The following is a 15,494-nucleotide window of genomic DNA, read 5'->3' as shown; positions in this document are numbered from 1 at the left end:
CATGGTCACGGATCGTGCCCGCTGCGTACCCTTGCGGCATGGACGGGGTGGGAGTGCCCGCGGCTCTGCGGGCGGAATCGGCGCGGCTCTACGACATGCTCAGCGGACTGCCCGAGGCGGAGTGGGACCGCCCGACGCGCTGCGGTCCCTGGGCGGTGCCGTGGTCGGTGCGCGAGCTCGTCGCCCACGTCACCGAGGTGCTCGGCGAGGCCCCTGCGCCGCCGCCCGCGCAGATCGCGGTCACCCGTGGCCAGGTGCTGGCCGACGGCTTCGACCGGGCCTGGCGGACCGTGGACCCGCCGTCCAGGACGCCGTCGTGGCTGACCGCGCGCCTGTTGACGGTCACCGTCCACGGTTTCGACCTGGCCGAGGCGCTCGGGCACCCGCCCTGGACGACCGCCGAGGCGGCGGCGGCCACCGAGGCGCTGCTCGAAGGGGGACGGCTGACGGGGGTGCGGCGCACGAGGGGCGTGCCGCCGCAGCCCGTGCGGCTGCCCGACCCGGAGCGCACGGCCTACCTGCGCAGGGCGACCGGGCGGCTGCCGCTCGACGAGGCGGAGCGCGCGGTCGCCGCCACGCGGGGCCGCTTCCCGCTCAGCCCGCGCTGGTGTCCGTGTCCGGACCTGTCCGGCGACCGGCCGGAAACCGCAGGTACTCCGGCGGCACGGCAGCGGTGAGCCAGACACCGTTGGCGGTGACCCGGAAGACGTGACCGGCCGCGTGCATCGCGCCCGCGTCGACCGCGAGCACCACCGGCCGCCCGCGCCGCGCACCGACCCGGGTGGCGGTCTCCCGGTCCACGGAGAGGTGGACGTCGTGCCGGGCCATCTGGCGCAGCCCCTCGCCGCGGATCGCGTCGAGCGAGGCCGCGACCGTGCCGTGGTAGAGGTACGGCGGCGGCTCGGCCGGGGGCAGCCCGAGCAGGACGGGGACGGTGTGGCCCTGGTGGGCGCGGATCCGGCTGCCGTCCTCCGACACCGCGAAGCGCCGCTTGTCGTTCTCGGCGACCGCGCGGTCGAGTTCGTCCCTCGTGATCGGGAAGCCGTGCGCGGCGGCCGCGGCGAGCAGCTGCTCGATGCCGGTCCAGCCGGCCTCGTCGAGGACGAGCCCGATCCGGTCCGGCTCATGCCGCAGATGCTTCGAGAGGTACTTCGACACGCGCACGGTCCGGTCCATTTCGGAAGGGTGCCCGAGATGTGACGCACGGCGCACCCCAATTAGCCTGTTGCAACAGCAGCGTTGGGTTTGATCCACAGGCAAGAGGGCTTATCCACAGGGTAATTGCAGGCTCTGGGGAAAACTGCGCTTCATTTTATGGGCACTTGCCCAAATTGCACATTTTTATGAAGAGTTGTCATGTGGATGCTCAAGCAGCGCCACACGGAGGTGTTTTGCCATAACCCAGTACCTGACGAGCCGTCATCAGGGCCGCATCAGTCGCGCGATAGCCCTCCTGGCGCCCGGCAGCACACGTCCGAGCATCAGTCCGGCCCGCGCCTCCCATGTCACCGGCACCACGGCCCGGTCGCCGTCGACCGCCCGCAGGATCGCCGAAGCGACCCTCTCTGGCGGGTACTTGCGCCGGCGCAGCAGGCATGACGAGCGCTCCCGACGCCGCAGCTCCTCCTCCAGGCCCGCCCCGGCGAACCGCGCACCGTCGACGATCCCGGTGCTCACGAAGCCGGGGCACACCGCGCTCACCCCGATGCCCAGCGGGGCGAGTTCGGCCCTGAGGCACTCGCTGAGCATCAAGACGGCGGCCTTGCTCGTCGAGTAGGCCGGCAGCACGGCGGACGGCTGGTACCCCGCCAGGGAGGAGACGTTCACGATGTGCCCGCCCTCCCCGCGCGCCGCCATCCGGCGGCCGAAGATCCGGCAACCATGGATCACACCCCACAGGTTGACGTCGAGGAGCGACGCCCACTCCTCGGTGCTGGTGTCCAGGAACGGTCCCGCCACGGCGACGCCCGCGTTGTTGACGAGCACGTCGACGACGCCGTGGTCGCGTTCGGTGCGCTCCGCGAGCTTCTCCATCGCCTGCTCGTCGCCGACGTCGACGGTCTCCGCCCACGCCCCCGACGCGCCTGCGGACAGCGCCAGTTCGGCCGTGCGACGCGCTCCCTCCGCGTTCCGGTCGACCACGACGACCCGAGCGCCCGCCGCGGCGAACGCGAGGGCCGTGGCCCGGCCGATGCCGCTCGCCGCGCCCGTCACCAGGACCAGCCGGCCGCCGAAGCGGTCGGCGTAAGGGCCCCGGGCGGTGTGGCGCACGACGGAGCGCTCCTCGCCCGTCCCGGCGTCGCGGGCGTCCACGAAGTCGGCGATCATGCGCGAGAGTTGGTCGGGGTGGGTGCGCGGCACCCAGTGCTTCGCCGGCAGCGTGCGACGCTCCAGGTCGGGGACCCAGCGGTCGAGGTCGTCGTGGAGCCGGGGGGAGAGGAACGGGTCGTCGGTCGGCGTGACCAGCAGGACCGGTACGTGGGCGAAGGCGTCCTCGCGCGGGGTGCGCAGCCGGGTGCGCACGTTGTCGCGGTACAGCCAGGTGCCGTGGGCGGCGTCCTGGCGCAGGGAGTCGGTGGGGTAGCCGTCACCGCCGGGCACCCGCTCGACACGGCGCAGCAGCGCGGGCCAGTGCCGGCCGAGCGGTCCGCGCCACGCCGCCTCCGGCAGTACCGGGGTGTGCAGCGCGTACACGTACCACGACTTGGCTCCCTGGCCCAGGAGTTGGCCGACCGCACGCGGGGAGGGGCGGCGGGCCCGGCGCTCGATCCAGTGGCCGAAGTGGTCGAGGGACGGCCCCGAGAGCGAGGTGAACGACGCGATGCGGCCACGCGTCCGGGGCGCCGTGGCGAACTCCCAGCCCTGTACGGAGCCCCAGTCGTGCCCGACCAGGTGGACCGGGCGGTCGGGGCTGACCGCGTCGGCGACCGCCAGGAAGTCGTCGGTGAGCTTCCGCAGCGTGAACCCGCCGCGCAGCGGCCGCGGTGCGCCGGAGCGGCCGTGTCCCCGGACGTCGTAGAGCACGACGTGCCGGCGTCCGCCCCCGGCCAACCGGGGGGCGACCCGGCCCCACACCTCCTTGCTGTCCGGGTAGCCGTGCAGCAGGACGACCGTCGGCCGGCCGGGCGCGGGCTCGCCGTACTCGACGACGCACAGCTCGACGCCGTCGGCCGCGACGAAGCGCTCGCGCGGCGCGTCGGCAGAGACAGGTACCGTCCCGGACACGTCCCCCGCCCTGGACCCCGCCCTGGACCCCGCCCTGGACCCCGCCCTGGACCCCGAGCCCGCCCCCGAGCCCGCCCCCGAGCCCGCCCCCGACCCGGACCCCGACCCGGCCCCCGTCGCCCCGGAGCCGAACCCCGCCCCGCCCTCGCCGCCGTTCCGCCGCGTCACCCGTCCGCCCGTCCCTTCCGCGGCCCCACGGCGCCCAGGGGCGCTGCCGACCGCATGTCCCACAAGCTCCCTGCGACGAATGTGGCAGCCGCCGCCGACCGGGATCAAGTGCGCGGTCCCCGATCGGCCTCAGGGCACCCCCCGATCCCCCCCTAGGGAGACCGGCGGGCCGGAATCAGCCTCCAGGTGGACACGGAGTAGGGCCCCTGGGCTGACGACCGCTGTGGCCCACGCCACTACCGTCGATCCTGTGACAGTCATCGCGACGACGAATCTGAGCAAGAGGTACCCGCGGGTCACCGCGCTGGACCGGCTCACCCTGGACATCGGGCCCGGGGTGACCGGCCTCGTGGGCTCCAACGGGGCCGGCAAATCCACCCTGATCAAGATCCTCCTCGGCCTCGCGCCCGCCACCGAGGGCACCGGACGGGTCCTCGGTCTCGACGTCGCCTCCGAGGGCGGGAGGATCCGCGAGCGCGTCGGCTACATGCCCGAGCACGACTGCCTGCCGCCGGACGTCTCGGCCACCGAGTTCGTCGTCCACATGGCGCGGATGTCCGGGCTGCCGCCGACCGCCGCCCGCGAGCGGACCGCCGACACCCTGCGCCACGTCGGCCTGTACGAGGAGCGCTACCGCCCCATCGGCGGCTACTCGACGGGCATGAAGCAGCGGGTGAAACTCGCCCAGGCGCTGGTCCACGACCCGCAGCTGGTCCTCCTCGACGAGCCGACCAACGGCCTCGACCCGGTGGGCCGGGACGACATGCTCGGCCTGATCCGCCGCATCCACACCGAGTTCGGCATCTCGGTGCTCGTCACCTCGCACCTCCTCGGCGAGCTGGAGCGCACCTGCGACCACGTCGTCGTGATCGACGGCGGGACCCTGCTGCGGTCTTCCTCCACCGAGGAGTTCACGGCCGCCACCACGACCCTCGCCGTCGAGGTCACCGACTCCGAGCGCCACCCGAACGGCTCGCAGGCCCTGCGCGAGGCGCTGACCGCGCGCGGGATCACCCCCTTCGAGGGCGAGGAGCAGGGTCTGCCCGGCGCCGGCCACATCCTGCTCCTGGAGGCCGCGGGCGAGGAGACCTACGACGTCGTGTGCGACACCGTCGCCGATCTCGGCCTCGGGCTCGTGCGCATGGAGCAGCGCAGGCGACAGATCGCGGAGGTCTTCCGCGGCGACCCCCGCGCGGCCGGAACCCACCCCCCGGCGTCCGGCGCGCCCGCGCCCGGCGCCGCCCCCGACGGCCACCCGCACGGCAAGGAGGCCACCGCCGATGCCCGCTGACACCCCCGCCGCCCCGGCCCCCGCCCCGCAGAGCACCGGCGGCGGCACCGGCGGCGGCACCGGCACCGGACCCGCCGGGCCCGACTCGCGGATCCACAACATCGGCTACCGGTCCTACGACGGACCCCGCCTCGGCCGCGCCTACGCCCGCCGCTCGCTGTTCGCCCAGTCGCTGCGCGGCGCCTACGGCCTCGGCCGCTCGGCGAAGTCGAAGGTGCTGCCGTTCGTCCTCTTCGGCGTGATGGTGCTCCCGGCCGGGGCCATGGTCGCGGTGACCGTCTTCACCAAGGCCAAGGAACTGCCCGTCGACTTCACCGAGTACGCGCTCGCCCTGCAGCTGGTCTCGGGCCTCTACCTCGCCTCGCAGGCCCCGCAGGCCGTCTCCCGCGACCTGAGGTTCCGGACGATCCCGCTGTACTTCTCGCGCCCGATCGAGCGGGTCGACTACGTGCTGGCGAAGTACGCCGCCATGGCGTCCGCGCTGTTCCTGCTGACCGCGGCGCCGCTCGTCGTGCTCTACGCGGGCGCCCTGCTCGCCAAGCTCGACTTCTCCGACCAGACGACGGGATTCCTCCAGGGCATGGTCTCCGTAGCGGTGTTCTCCGTGCTGCTCGCCGGCGTCGGCCTGGTCGTCGCCGCGCTCACCCCGCGCCGCGGCTTCGGCGTCGCCGCGGTCATCGCCGTCCTGATCATCCCGTACGGCGCGGTGTCGACCGTCCAGGCCATCGGCGTCGAGACCGGCAACACCGGTGCGGTCCCCTGGCTCGGCCTGCTCTCCCCGATCTCCCTGTTCGACGGGGTACAGACCGCGTTCTTCGGCGCCGAGACCGGATTCCCCGGCGGGGTGGGGCCCACGACGGCCCAGGGCGCGGTGTACGTCCTGGTCACCCTCGCCCTCGTGTACGCCTGCTACGCCGTCCTCATGCGCCGCTACAAGAAGGCGGGTCTCTGAACCGTGACCACCATCGAGATCGACCACGCCTCCCGCTGGTTCGGCAACGTCGTCGCCGTCAACGACGTCACCTTCACCATCGCCCCCGGCGTGACCGGGCTGCTCGGGCCGAACGGCGCGGGCAAGTCCACGCTCATCAACATGATGGGCGGCTTCCTCGCCCCCTCCCACGGCACCGTCACCCTCGACGGCACCCCCATCTGGCGCAACGAGCAGGTCTACCGGCAGATCGGGCTCGTCCCCGAGCGCGAGGCGATGTACGACTTCCTGACCGGCCGGGAGTTCGTCGTCGCCAACGCCGAACTGCAGGGGCTCGGCAAGCGGGAGGCGCAGCGGGCGCTGGCCACCGTCGAGATGGAGTACGCGCAGGACCGCAAGATCTCCACGTACAGCAAGGGCATGCGCCAGCGCGTGAAGATGGCGTCCGCGCTGGTCCACGAGCCGTCGGTGCTCCTGCTCGACGAGCCCTTCAACGGCATGGACCCCCGCCAGCGCATGCAGCTCATGGAGCTCCTGCGGCGGATGGGCGACGAGGGCCGCACGGTCCTGTTCTCCTCGCACATCCTGGAGGAGGTCGAGCAGCTCGCCTCCCACATCGAGGTGGTCGTCGCCGGCCGGCACGCCGCCTCCGGCGACTTCCGCCGCATCCGCCGGCTGATGACGGACCGGCCGCACGTCTACTCCGTCCGCTCCTCCGACGACCGCGCGCTGGCCGCCGCGCTGATCGCCGACCCCTCGACGGCCGGCATCGAGGTGGACGTGCGCGAGGGCGCCCTGCGCATCCAGGCCGTCGACTTCGGCCGCTTCACCGCGCTGCTGCCGCGCGTCGCCCGCGACCACTCCATCCGGCTCCACGAGGTCTCCCCCTCGGACGAGTCGCTGGAGTCGGTCTTCTCCTACCTCGTCACGGCCTGAGGAGCTGAGCTACTCGATGTACGACCCCACGGTCGCCCGGCTCACCTACCGGGCCCTGCTCGGCCGCCGCCGCGCCCTCATCCTGTTCATCCTGCCGCTGCTGCTCCTGGTCATCGCCGGATCGGTCCGGGCCATGGTCGGCGCCGACGACCAGACGGCCGTGAACGTCCTCGGCGGCTTCGCGCTGGCCACGATGGTCCCGCTGATCGGCGTCATCGCCGGCACCGGCGCCATCGGCCCGGAGATCGACGACGGCTCGGTCGTCTACCTGCTCTCCAAGCCGATCAAGCGGTCGACGATCATCACCACCAAGCTGACCGTCGCCATCGCCGTCACCATGGTGTTCTCCGCGCTCCCCACCCTGGTCGCGGGGCTGATCCTGAACGGCAACGGGCAGCAGATCGCCGTCGCCTACACGGTCGCCGCGCTGGTCGCCTCGATCGCCTACGCGGCGCTGTTCCTGCTGATCGGCACCGTCTCCCGGCACGCCGTCGTGATCGGCCTGGTCTACGCGCTGGTCTGGGAGACACTGTTCGGCTCGCTGGTCCCGGGCGCGCGCACCCTGAGCGTCCAGCAGTGGTCGCTGTCGGTCGCCGAGAAGGTCGCCGGCGAGGGCCTGATCGGCTCGGACGTCGGCCTGCCGGTCGCCACCGCGTTCCTCGCCGGGGTGACGGTCCTCGCCACCTGGTACGCGGGCCAGAAGCTGCGGACGCTGAAGCTGGCCGGCGAGGAGTAGCCGCCGGGACGCAAGCGCGAAGGGCCGGGCCCCCACGGGCCCGGCCCTTCGTGACGCCGCGCGGCGGCTCAGCCGGCGAGCAGCCGTTCCAGGACGACCGCGATCCCGTCCGCGTTGTTCGACGCGGTGACCTCGTCGGCGACGGCCTTCAGCGCGGTGTGCGCGTTCTCCATCGCGACGCCGTGGCCCGCCCAGCCGAACATCGGGATGTCGTTGGGCATGTCCCCGAAGGCGATCGTCTGCGCCGCCGTCGCCTTGAGCCGCCGGGCGGCCAGCGAGAGACCGGTGGCCTTGGTCAGCCCGAGCGGGAGGATCTCGACGATGCCCGCCCCGGCCATCACCACCCCCACCAGGTCGCCCGCGACCCGCCGCGCCACCTCGGCGAGACTGTCGTCGTCAAGACCCGGATGCTGTATGTACACCTTGTTGAGCGGCGCCGCCCACAGCGCGGCCGGGTCGCTGAACGGGACGTACGGCAGCGGGTTCGCGGACTCCGGGCCGTCGCCGTGGGTGCGGTAGCCGGGGCCGAGGAGGACCTCGCCGTCCAGGCCGTCGCGGCTCGCGGCGAGCGCCAGCGGCCCGATCTCGGCCTCGATCTTCGACAGCGCGAGCCCGGCGAGCTGCCGGTCCAGGGTGACGGAGGTCAGCAGCCGGTGCTCGCCCGCGTGGTAGAGCTGCGCGCCCTGCCCGCAGACGGCGAGCCCGTCGTAGCCGAGGTCGTCCAGGATGTGCCTGGTCCAAGCGACCGAGCGGCCCGTGACGACGAGGTGCGCGGCGCCGGTCGCCGTCGCGGCCGCGAGCGCGTCACGGGTCCGCGCGGAGACCGTGTCGTCGGAGCGCAGCAGCGTGCCGTCGAGGTCGGTGGCGACGAGCTTGTACGGGAACCCCGCCGGTCCCCCGCCGGGCGTTTCGGTGGCGCTCACTTGGCGACGGGCTCCAGGATCTCGCGGCCGCCCAGGTACGGGCGCAGCACCTCGGGCACCCACACCGAGCCGTCGGCCCGCTGGTGGTTCTCCAGGAGGGCGACGATGGTCCGGGGCACGGCGCACAGGGTGCCGTTGAGGGTGGCGAGCGGCTGCAGCACCTTCTTGCCATCACGGTTCTCGCGCATCCGCACCGACAGCCGGCGGGCCTGGAAGCCGTCGCAGTTGGACGCCGAGGTCAGCTCGCGGTACTTGCCCTGGGTCGGGATCCACGCCTCGCAGTCGAACTTGCGCGACGCCGAGGAGCCGAGGTCGCCGGTGGCGACGTCGATCACCTGGAAGGGCAGCCCGAGGCCGGTGAGCCACTGCTTCTCCCACTCCAGGAGCCGCCGGTGCTCGTTCTCGGCGTCCTCGGGGGCGACGTAGGAGAACATCTCGACCTTGTCGAACTGGTGCACCCGGAAGATGCCCCGGGTGTCCTTGCCGTACGTGCCGGCCTCGCGGCGGAAGCAGGGCGAGAAGCCCGCGTAGCGCAGCGGCAGCCGGTCCGCCTCGATGATCTCGTCCATGTGGTACGCGGCGAGGGCCACCTCGGAGGTGCCGACCAGGTAGTAGTCGTCCTTCTCCAGGTGGTAGACGTTCTCGGCGGCCTGACCGAGGAAGCCGGTGCCCTCCATGGCGCGCGGGCGGACCAGCGCGGGCGTCAGCATGGGGGTGAACCCGGCCTCCGTGGCCTGCGCGATCGCCGCGTTGACCAGCGCCAGCTCCAGGAGCGCGCCGACGCCGGTGAGGTAGTAGAAGCGCGAACCGGAGACCTTCGCGCCGCGCTCGACGTCGATCGCGCCGAGCGCCTCGCCGAGCTCCAGGTGGTCCTTGGGCTCGAAGCCCTCGGCGGCGAAGTCCCGGATGACGCCGTGCGTCTCGAGGACGGTGAAGTCCTCCTCGCCGCCGACGGGGACGTCGGGGTGGACGAGGTTGCCGAGGCCGAGCGCGAGCCGCTGGGTCTCCTCGTCGGCCTCCCGCTGCTCGGCCTCCGCGGCCTTGACGGCGCGGGCGAGCTCGCCGGTGCGCTTCAGCAGTTCGGCCTTCTCCTCGCCGGAGGCCTTGGGGACGAGCTTGCCGAGCGCCTTCTGCTCGGAGCGCAGCTCGTCGAAGCGGATGCCGGACGACCTGCGCCGCTCGTCGGCGGAGAGCAAGGCGTCGACGAGCGCGACGTCCTCGCCTCGGGCCCGCTGGGAAGCGCGCACACGGTCGGGGTCCTCACGGAGCAGGCGAAGGTCAATCACCCCCCCAGGCTACCGGGGCGTGCGCCGCCGACTCGACCGGATAGGCGGTGGAAGGCCCCCTGTCCACAGGCTGGTGAACCCGGGTCGAGTTATCCACAGGCTGTGAGCGTTTCCTGTGGATGCGGCGTGCCCTGGGTGTGAAAGCCGCATGCGGGACGAAGGTCGCGCGGATCAAACCTTCTTTATGCCGTCATTCGAGTGGAAAAGGCATCCCCTTAACGGGTGATCCATGGAATTGGGGTGACGGGTGAGGCCTGTGCGCCTGTGGACGGAAGTGTCGTCTACAGGGCGATTTGTCGACTGTGTCAGCAGATCGTGTCGACTAATCCACAGGCAGTGAGCAACGCCTGTGGATAACGGCACCCTTTGCCCACAGCCCGGCAGCCGCTCGCTCAGCCCCGCCCGTCCTGGACGCGGACCAGCCAGTCGGAGGCGTCCGTGAAGTCGTGGTCCGATGTGCCCGTACGGGCCGGCGCCACGTCCTCGGGGGCGACCCCGGCCCGCGGATAGGAACCCAGGAAGCGGATCTTCGGGCAGATGCGCTTGAGACCCATCAGTGCCTCGCCCATGCGGCGGTCGGCGATGTGCCCCTCCGCGTCGACCGAGAAACAGTAATTCCCGATTCCGGTACCGGTCGGCCGGGATTCGATACGCATCAGGTTGACGCCGCGCACCGCGAATTCCTGCAGGAGTTCCAGGAGGGCGCCGGGGTGGTCGTCACCCATCCAGATCACCACGGACGTCTTGTCGGCCCCGGTCGGCGCGGAGGGCCGGGCGGGGCGGCCGACGAGGACGAAGCGGGTCGCCGCGTTCTGCGCGTCGTGGATCTCCGTGACCAGCGGTTCGAGGCCGTAGGTGGCGGCGGCGAAGGCGCCCGCGAAGGCCGCGTCGTAACGCCCCTCCTGGACCAGCCGGGCCCCGTCCGCGTTCGACGCGGCCGACTCCCACACGGCCTCCGGCAGGTGCGCGGCGAGCCAGTTGCGCACCTGCGGCTGGGCGACGGGGTGACCGGTGACCGTCTTCACGTCGGCGAGCTGCGTGCCCGGCCGCACCAGGAGCGCGAAGGCGATCGGCAGCACGACCTCGCGGTAGATCATCAGCGGCTCGCCGGTGGCGAGCTGGTCGAGGGTCGCGGTCACCCCGCCCTCGACCGAGTTCTCGATCGGCACCAGCGCCGCTCCCGCCTGGCCGTTCCGTACGGCGTCGAGCGCGGCCGGCACCGACACCATCGGGGTCAGCTCGCGGGTGGCCGCCTCCGGAAGCGTCCGCAGGGCGGCTTCGGTGAAGGTGCCCTCGGGGCCGAGGTACGTGTAGCGGGTGGCGGACATGCGGGGCCCTTCGCTGGGTCGGCGGCAGGTGGTGGCTCGTGGCACGGCGGTCCGGGCGCGCGGGCGGGACCGGGCTGCGGGCCGCAGGCCGATCCGGGGTCCCGGGCGCAGCGCCCCTCGCCGGCCTAGGGCCACCCTAGTGCGCCCCGCCCGGCCGCCGTTCCGCCGCGCGTCGGGCGTCCCGTCCCTTGGACCCGTGCGGCCCGGGTCAGGCCTCCAGGAGCTCCTGGCCCACGTAGGAGCCTTCCGCCGCCCCGCCCGGGACCGCGAACAGCCCGCTCGACTCGTGGCGCAGGAACGGCGACAGCGCGTCCCCCCGGTCGAGCTTGCGCTGCACCGGGACGAAGCCGCGCAGCGGATCCGCCTGCCAGCACACGAACAGCAGGCCCGCGTCCGGCGCCCCGTCGGCGTCGTACCCGTCGTGGTAAGAGAACGGCCGGCGCAGCATCGCCGCGCCGCCGTTGGTCTCCGGGGCGGCGACCCGGGCGTGTGCGTCGGCGGGGATGACGAACTTCCCGTCGGCGTCCGCCTTCTCCAGGTCCGGGTCGGTGGTCTCGGTGCCGCCGCTGAGCGGCGCCCCGTCCGCCTTCCGCCGGCCGATGACCCGTTCCTGCCGGTCGAGGGAGAGCTTCTCCCAGTCGTCGAGCAGCATCCGGATGCGGCGCACGACGGCGTAGCTACCGTTCGCCATCCAGGCGGGAGTGCCGTCGGTCGGCCGCTCCGGGACGAAGACCCGCCGGTCGAAGTCCGCGTCGGAGGGCCGGGGGTTGCGGGTGCCGTCGACCTGGCCCATCAGGTTGCGGGTGGTCATCGGGCGGGCGGTCGCGCCGGGGGAGCGGTTGAAGCCGTTCATCTGCCAGCGCAGCCGGGCCGCGCTCCCGGCCTCCTTCTGCAGCGCCCGCAGGGCGTGGAAGGCGACGAGCGCGTCGTCGGCGCCGATCTGCACCCACAGGTCGCCGTTCGACCGCTCCGGGTCGAGGCGGTCGGCGGAGAACTCGGGCAGCGGGTCGAGCGCCGCCGGGCGACTGCCCGTCAGCCCCGTACGGGCGAAGAAGCTGTGGCCGAAACCGAAGGTGACGGTGAGCCCGGAGGGCCCGGCGTCGAGCGCGACCCCGGTGTCCGCCCCGGCCGCGCCGCCCGCCACCGGCTCGCCCGCCATGAGCCGGGCCGCCACCGCCGACCAGCGGCGCAGCAGGGCGGCGGCCTCCTTGCGGCCCGCCCCCGCCGTCAGGTCGAAGGCGGCGAGATGGCCGCGGGCCTGCGACGGGGTGGTGATCCCGGGCTGGTGTTTCACGTGAAACATCGCCCGGGCCGCCCCGACCGAGGTGAGCGCCGGCTCCGGTGCGGGCCGGGCCGCCGCGTACGCACCCGCGCCGCCGGCCGCCCCGAGGGCGAGTCCGGAGACGCCGGCCGCGCCGGCGGTCCCGAGGAGCCGCCGCCTGGAGATGTCGTTCGAGCCGGTCACGTCAGCCGATCTTCGCGTTCTTGGACTCGGTCACCTGGTCGACGTCCGAGGTGCGCACCGTCACCGCGATCTCCCAGTCACCGGGCATCGGGATCTGCACGCCTGCCGCCGTCCAGTGTCCCTCCGCGATCCGATCGGGCGTCACGGGCAGCGGCCCGATCCCCTTGGACTTGAGAGTGAAGGCGACCTTGACCTCGGGGACGTCCAGCGGCTTGCCGTCCGGGGTCTGCACGAGGACGTGCATCTCGTTGCCGCCGCTGCGTCCCGGGTCGACGTCGACGACCGCCTTGCCCTTGCCGTTCGCGCCGCCGGTGTCGAAGGGCACGGTGAGCGAGACCGGCCCGGTCTGCTGCACGGCGGCCGCGGCGGCCGCCTGCTCCTCGGTGCGGCCGGGCTCGGTTCCGGTCAGGGCGGTGGTCACGGCGAGCAGGACGACGGCGACCGCGGCCTCGGCGAGCACCGAGCGGCGCAGCCCCGAGCGCTCCGGGTCGGCGTCGCGCTCCTTCCTCTCCCGCGCGCTCTCCTCGGCGGCCCGCTGCCGGGCGAGCTGCGCGGCCCGCTCGGGGTCCTCCTCCTCAACGCCCCCCGCACCCGCGGCCACGGCGACCTTCTCCCGCTCGACGGCCTCGGCAGGCTCGACGGACTCGGCCTCCTCCGTGCGCCCGCCGTCCGCGGCCTCGGCGACGTCCACCTCGGCCAGCCGCGCGGTCCACCGCCGCGAGTACCGGGCCAGGCCCAGGAGCACCGCGACGAGCGCCACCTTGGCGAGCAGGAGCTGTCCGTACGTCGTGCCGGTCAGGGCGGACCAGGAGCCGACCTGCCGCCAGGAGGCGTACAGACCGGTCGCCGCGAGCGCCACGACGCTGCCGAAGGCGAGCCGGGAGAACCGGTGGACGGCCGCCCGGTCGACGGCCGGGCCGCGGAACAGGGCCACGAGCAGCGCGGCGAGGCCGCCCAGCCAGCACGCCACGGCGAGCAGGTGCACCACGTCCAGCGGCATCGCGAGCCGGCTCTGGATGCCGGTGGAGGCGTGCTCGGACAGCGCCCAGGTCGCACCGATGCCCGCGGAGAGCACCCCGCCGCCGATCGCCAGACCGTACGTCAGGTCGCGCTTCTCCACCGGGTCCTCGCGCTTCGCGTACGCGCCGAACAGGACCGCGACGAACAGCGCGGCGGCGCCCAGGAGCAGCAGCCGGGAGACGAGCGCGGTCCCCGTCTTCGTCTGCAGCACCTCGCCGATGCCCGCGGCGCCGGTGTACGGCGTCCGCAGCATCAGCAGCGCGATGGTGGCGGTGGTGAGCACCACCCAGCCGTTCACCACGAGCCGCTGCAGCGGCCGTACGGACGCGCCGCGCGGCCAGCAGGCGAGCACGAAGGCCGCCCCGCCGACCAGCAGCACGTATCCGGCGTACGCGGCGTAGCGGGCCACCCCGTAGGCGAGGCCGACCAGTCCGCCGCCGGCGTCCTCGGTGACCCCCGCCGTGGTGACGGTGGTCTCGGAGGGCGCGCCGACGGAGAACGTGAACGCCCCGCCGACGGGGTGGCTGTCGGCGGAGACCGCCTTCCAGGCGACGGTGAACGTGCCGTCGGGCAGACCGGGCCGCAGGTCCACGGCGTACGCGATCCGGTTGCCGCTGCTCAGGTCCTTCAGACCGCCGGTGTCGACGCGCTTGCCCTGCGGGTCGAGGACCCGCACGGCGTCCTCCGTGACGCCGATGCCCTCGGAGAAGTCCAGCGTGACCCGCTCGGGCGCCTTCGCGACCACGGAGCCCTGCTGCGGGTCGCTGCGGATCAGCGCCGCGTGCGCCGAGGCGGGCGCGGCCGTGCCGAGGACGGTGAACAGCGCGGCCAGGACGAGCAGCAGCCCCCTCGCCCGGCCGCCGCGCGCACCCCCTGCCCCCGGTATCCGGACCCGCGCGCCCGACCGCCCGCGCGTCCGCCCCTGCCCGTGGGCCTGCCCCCGTGCCTGTCCTTGCGTCTGCCTGTGCGTCTGCATCTGACGGCTCAGCCCCTTCGCCTACCGGCTTGTCGGGTTGTACGTGGCGGCCTTCACGGGCAGTTCGGCCGTGATCGTGCCGGACTTGCTGAAGTGCAGTTCGACGGTGATCTTCTGGCCCTCGGCGGGCTTGCCGTCCAGACCGATGAGCATCAGGTGGTTGCCCCCGCGGTCGAGGTCGAGGGTGCCGCCGGCGGGCACGTCCAGGCTGTCCACCTGTCGCATCGTCTGCCCGACGGTCTCGTGGATCTCGACGGAGTCGGCCGCGTCGCTGGTCACCTCGGTCAGGGTGTCGGCGCTGCCGCCGTCGTTGGTGACGGTCAGGAAGCCGGCCGCCATGTCCGCGGTCGGCGGGGCGGGCACGAAGGCGTCGCCGACGCTGAGTTCGGGGTCGCCCGCTCCGCAGCCGGCCAGCACGAGCGTCCCGGCGAGCACGGCAGCGGCCGGCAGCGCGCGCCTCACGGCTTCGCCCCGGTGACGAGCTTCGGCATGTCCTTGGTGTAGTCGTCGGCGGTGGTGTCCTCGCCGTACAGGACGTACCCGGCGTCCGTCTTCGGCGAGAACGCGATGACCTGGGCGCCGTGCATGGAGACGACGTCGCCGTTCTTGTCCTTGGTCGGCGGCTCGATGCCGATGCCGATGGACCGGGCGCCGGCCTGGATGGTGTCGAAGTCGCCGGTGAGGCCGATCGCGTCCGGTCCCGCCGCGCCCTTGAGCCAGGCGCCGAGGTGCTTCGGGGTGTCGCGCTCGGGGTCGGTGGTGACGAAGACGACCTGCAGGTCCTCCTGCTCGGCCTTCGGGAGCCGCTTCTCGGCGATGGCGATGTTGCTCATCGTCAGCGGGCACACGTCGGGGCAGTGGGTGTAGCCGAAGTAGATCAGCGTGGGCTTGCCCTCGGTCCGCGCACGGAGGTCGAACTTCTCGCCCGAGGTGTCGGTGAGGATCATGTCCGGCTTCTCGTACGGCTTGTCGAGGACCGTGGCCGCCTGCTGGGAGGTGTCGCCGCCGGAGACGTCGGCGAGGGGCTGGTCACCGCCGTCCCCGCCGTCGCCGGAGCAGGCGGAGAGGGTGAGGGCGGCGGAGACGAGGGCCGCGGCGAGCAGGCTGTTCCTGCGGGCCGGTCGGCGGGTGGTGCTCTTGCGCATCAGGATGTCCTGGGAGTGGAGGTACGGGGTTCCGCCCGCGGGGCGCGCGCCGCGGTCGAGGGCG

The 15,494-nt window shown here is 73.3% G+C and carries 14 protein-coding genes; 5 read left to right on the top strand and 9 right to left on the bottom strand.

Annotated elements, in window-relative coordinates:
* The first annotated feature begins 38 nt into the window (after window positions 1-38).
* The gene (locus ACFWEG_RS15980) at window positions 39-677 is read left to right on the top strand and encodes a maleylpyruvate isomerase N-terminal domain-containing protein (RefSeq protein WP_387214937.1); all 639 of its coding nucleotides are present in this window, start codon (window positions 39-41) and stop codon (window positions 675-677) included.
* Here ACFWEG_RS15980 and ACFWEG_RS15975 read toward each other — a convergent pair.
* Together ACFWEG_RS15975 and ACFWEG_RS15970 are read right to left on the bottom strand one after the other, a co-directional pair.
* Window positions 595-1,176: an RNA 2'-phosphotransferase gene (locus ACFWEG_RS15975; RefSeq protein WP_387214935.1), complete on the bottom strand. Its 582-nt coding sequence runs from the start codon at window positions 1,174-1,176 to the stop codon at window positions 595-597. The genes ACFWEG_RS15980 and ACFWEG_RS15975 overlap by 83 nt on opposite strands.
* A gap of 246 nt (window positions 1,177-1,422) precedes the next feature.
* Entirely contained in the window at window positions 1,423-3,225 is a 1,803-nt protein-coding gene (locus tag ACFWEG_RS15970; RefSeq protein ID WP_387214932.1) for an SDR family oxidoreductase, read from the bottom strand.
* 391 nt (window positions 3,226-3,616) lie between these two features.
* Here ACFWEG_RS15970 and ACFWEG_RS15965 point away from each other — a divergent pair, with 391 nt between their 5' ends.
* From ACFWEG_RS15965 to ACFWEG_RS15950, 4 genes are read left to right on the top strand one after another with little or no spacing between them, the layout of a single operon-like run.
* A complete protein-coding gene (locus ACFWEG_RS15965; RefSeq protein WP_387214929.1) occupies window positions 3,617-4,684 on the top strand; it encodes an ABC transporter ATP-binding protein in 1,068 nt (355 codons plus the stop codon).
* On the top strand, window positions 4,674-5,636 hold the full coding sequence (locus tag ACFWEG_RS15960; RefSeq protein WP_387214926.1) for an ABC transporter permease: 963 nt from the start codon (window positions 4,674-4,676) through the stop codon (window positions 5,634-5,636). The genes ACFWEG_RS15965 and ACFWEG_RS15960 overlap by 11 nt, the downstream gene beginning before the upstream one ends.
* 3 nt (window positions 5,637-5,639) lie before the next feature.
* A complete protein-coding gene (locus tag ACFWEG_RS15955) occupies window positions 5,640-6,551 on the top strand; it encodes an ABC transporter ATP-binding protein (protein WP_387214923.1) in 912 nt (303 codons plus the stop codon).
* Window positions 6,552-6,567: 16 nt separating this feature from the next.
* On the top strand, window positions 6,568-7,287 hold the full coding sequence (locus tag ACFWEG_RS15950; protein WP_387214920.1) for an ABC transporter permease subunit: 720 nt from the start codon (window positions 6,568-6,570) through the stop codon (window positions 7,285-7,287).
* Window positions 7,288-7,355: 68 nt separating this feature from the next.
* On the opposite strand, the gene ACFWEG_RS15945 is transcribed toward ACFWEG_RS15950, so the two are convergent.
* From ACFWEG_RS15945 to ACFWEG_RS15915, 7 genes are all read right to left on the bottom strand, one after another.
* Window positions 7,356-8,210: an HAD family hydrolase gene (locus tag ACFWEG_RS15945; protein ID WP_387214917.1), complete on the bottom strand. Its 855-nt coding sequence runs from the start codon at window positions 8,208-8,210 to the stop codon at window positions 7,356-7,358.
* Window positions 8,207-9,496: a serine--tRNA ligase gene (gene serS / locus ACFWEG_RS15940; RefSeq protein WP_387214914.1), complete on the bottom strand. Its 1,290-nt coding sequence runs from the start codon at window positions 9,494-9,496 to the stop codon at window positions 8,207-8,209. The genes ACFWEG_RS15945 and serS overlap by 4 nt, the downstream gene beginning before the upstream one ends.
* 392 nt (window positions 9,497-9,888) lie before the next feature.
* The gene (gene pheA / locus ACFWEG_RS15935) at window positions 9,889-10,824 is read right to left on the bottom strand and encodes a prephenate dehydratase (protein ID WP_387214911.1); all 936 of its coding nucleotides are present in this window, start codon (window positions 10,822-10,824) and stop codon (window positions 9,889-9,891) included.
* Window positions 10,825-11,032: 208 nt separating this feature from the next.
* Entirely contained in the window at window positions 11,033-12,289 is a 1,257-nt protein-coding gene (gene efeB / locus ACFWEG_RS15930) for an iron uptake transporter deferrochelatase/peroxidase subunit (RefSeq protein WP_387214908.1), read from the bottom strand.
* Between the two features lies 1 nt (window position 12,290).
* Window positions 12,291-14,285 (bottom strand): copper resistance protein CopC, encoded by a 1,995-nt coding sequence (locus ACFWEG_RS15925; protein ID WP_387214905.1) that lies wholly within the window; start codon window positions 14,283-14,285, stop codon window positions 12,291-12,293.
* A 21-nt stretch (window positions 14,286-14,306) separates the two neighbouring features.
* Entirely contained in the window at window positions 14,307-14,747 is a 441-nt protein-coding gene (locus ACFWEG_RS15920) for a copper chaperone PCu(A)C (RefSeq protein ID WP_387214902.1), read from the bottom strand.
* A complete protein-coding gene (locus tag ACFWEG_RS15915; RefSeq protein WP_387214977.1) occupies window positions 14,744-15,430 on the bottom strand; it encodes an SCO family protein in 687 nt (228 codons plus the stop codon). Before ACFWEG_RS15915 ends, ACFWEG_RS15920 begins: the two co-directional genes overlap by 4 nt.
* Window positions 15,431-15,494: the final 64 nt, after the last annotated feature.

Source organism: Streptomyces sp. NPDC060194 (genome assembly GCF_042728285.1).
Lineage (GTDB): Bacteria > Actinomycetota > Actinomycetes > Streptomycetales > Streptomycetaceae > Streptomyces.
The sequence above is the reverse complement of the archived record's forward strand: the minus strand, read 5'-3'. Positions and strand labels throughout refer to the sequence as shown.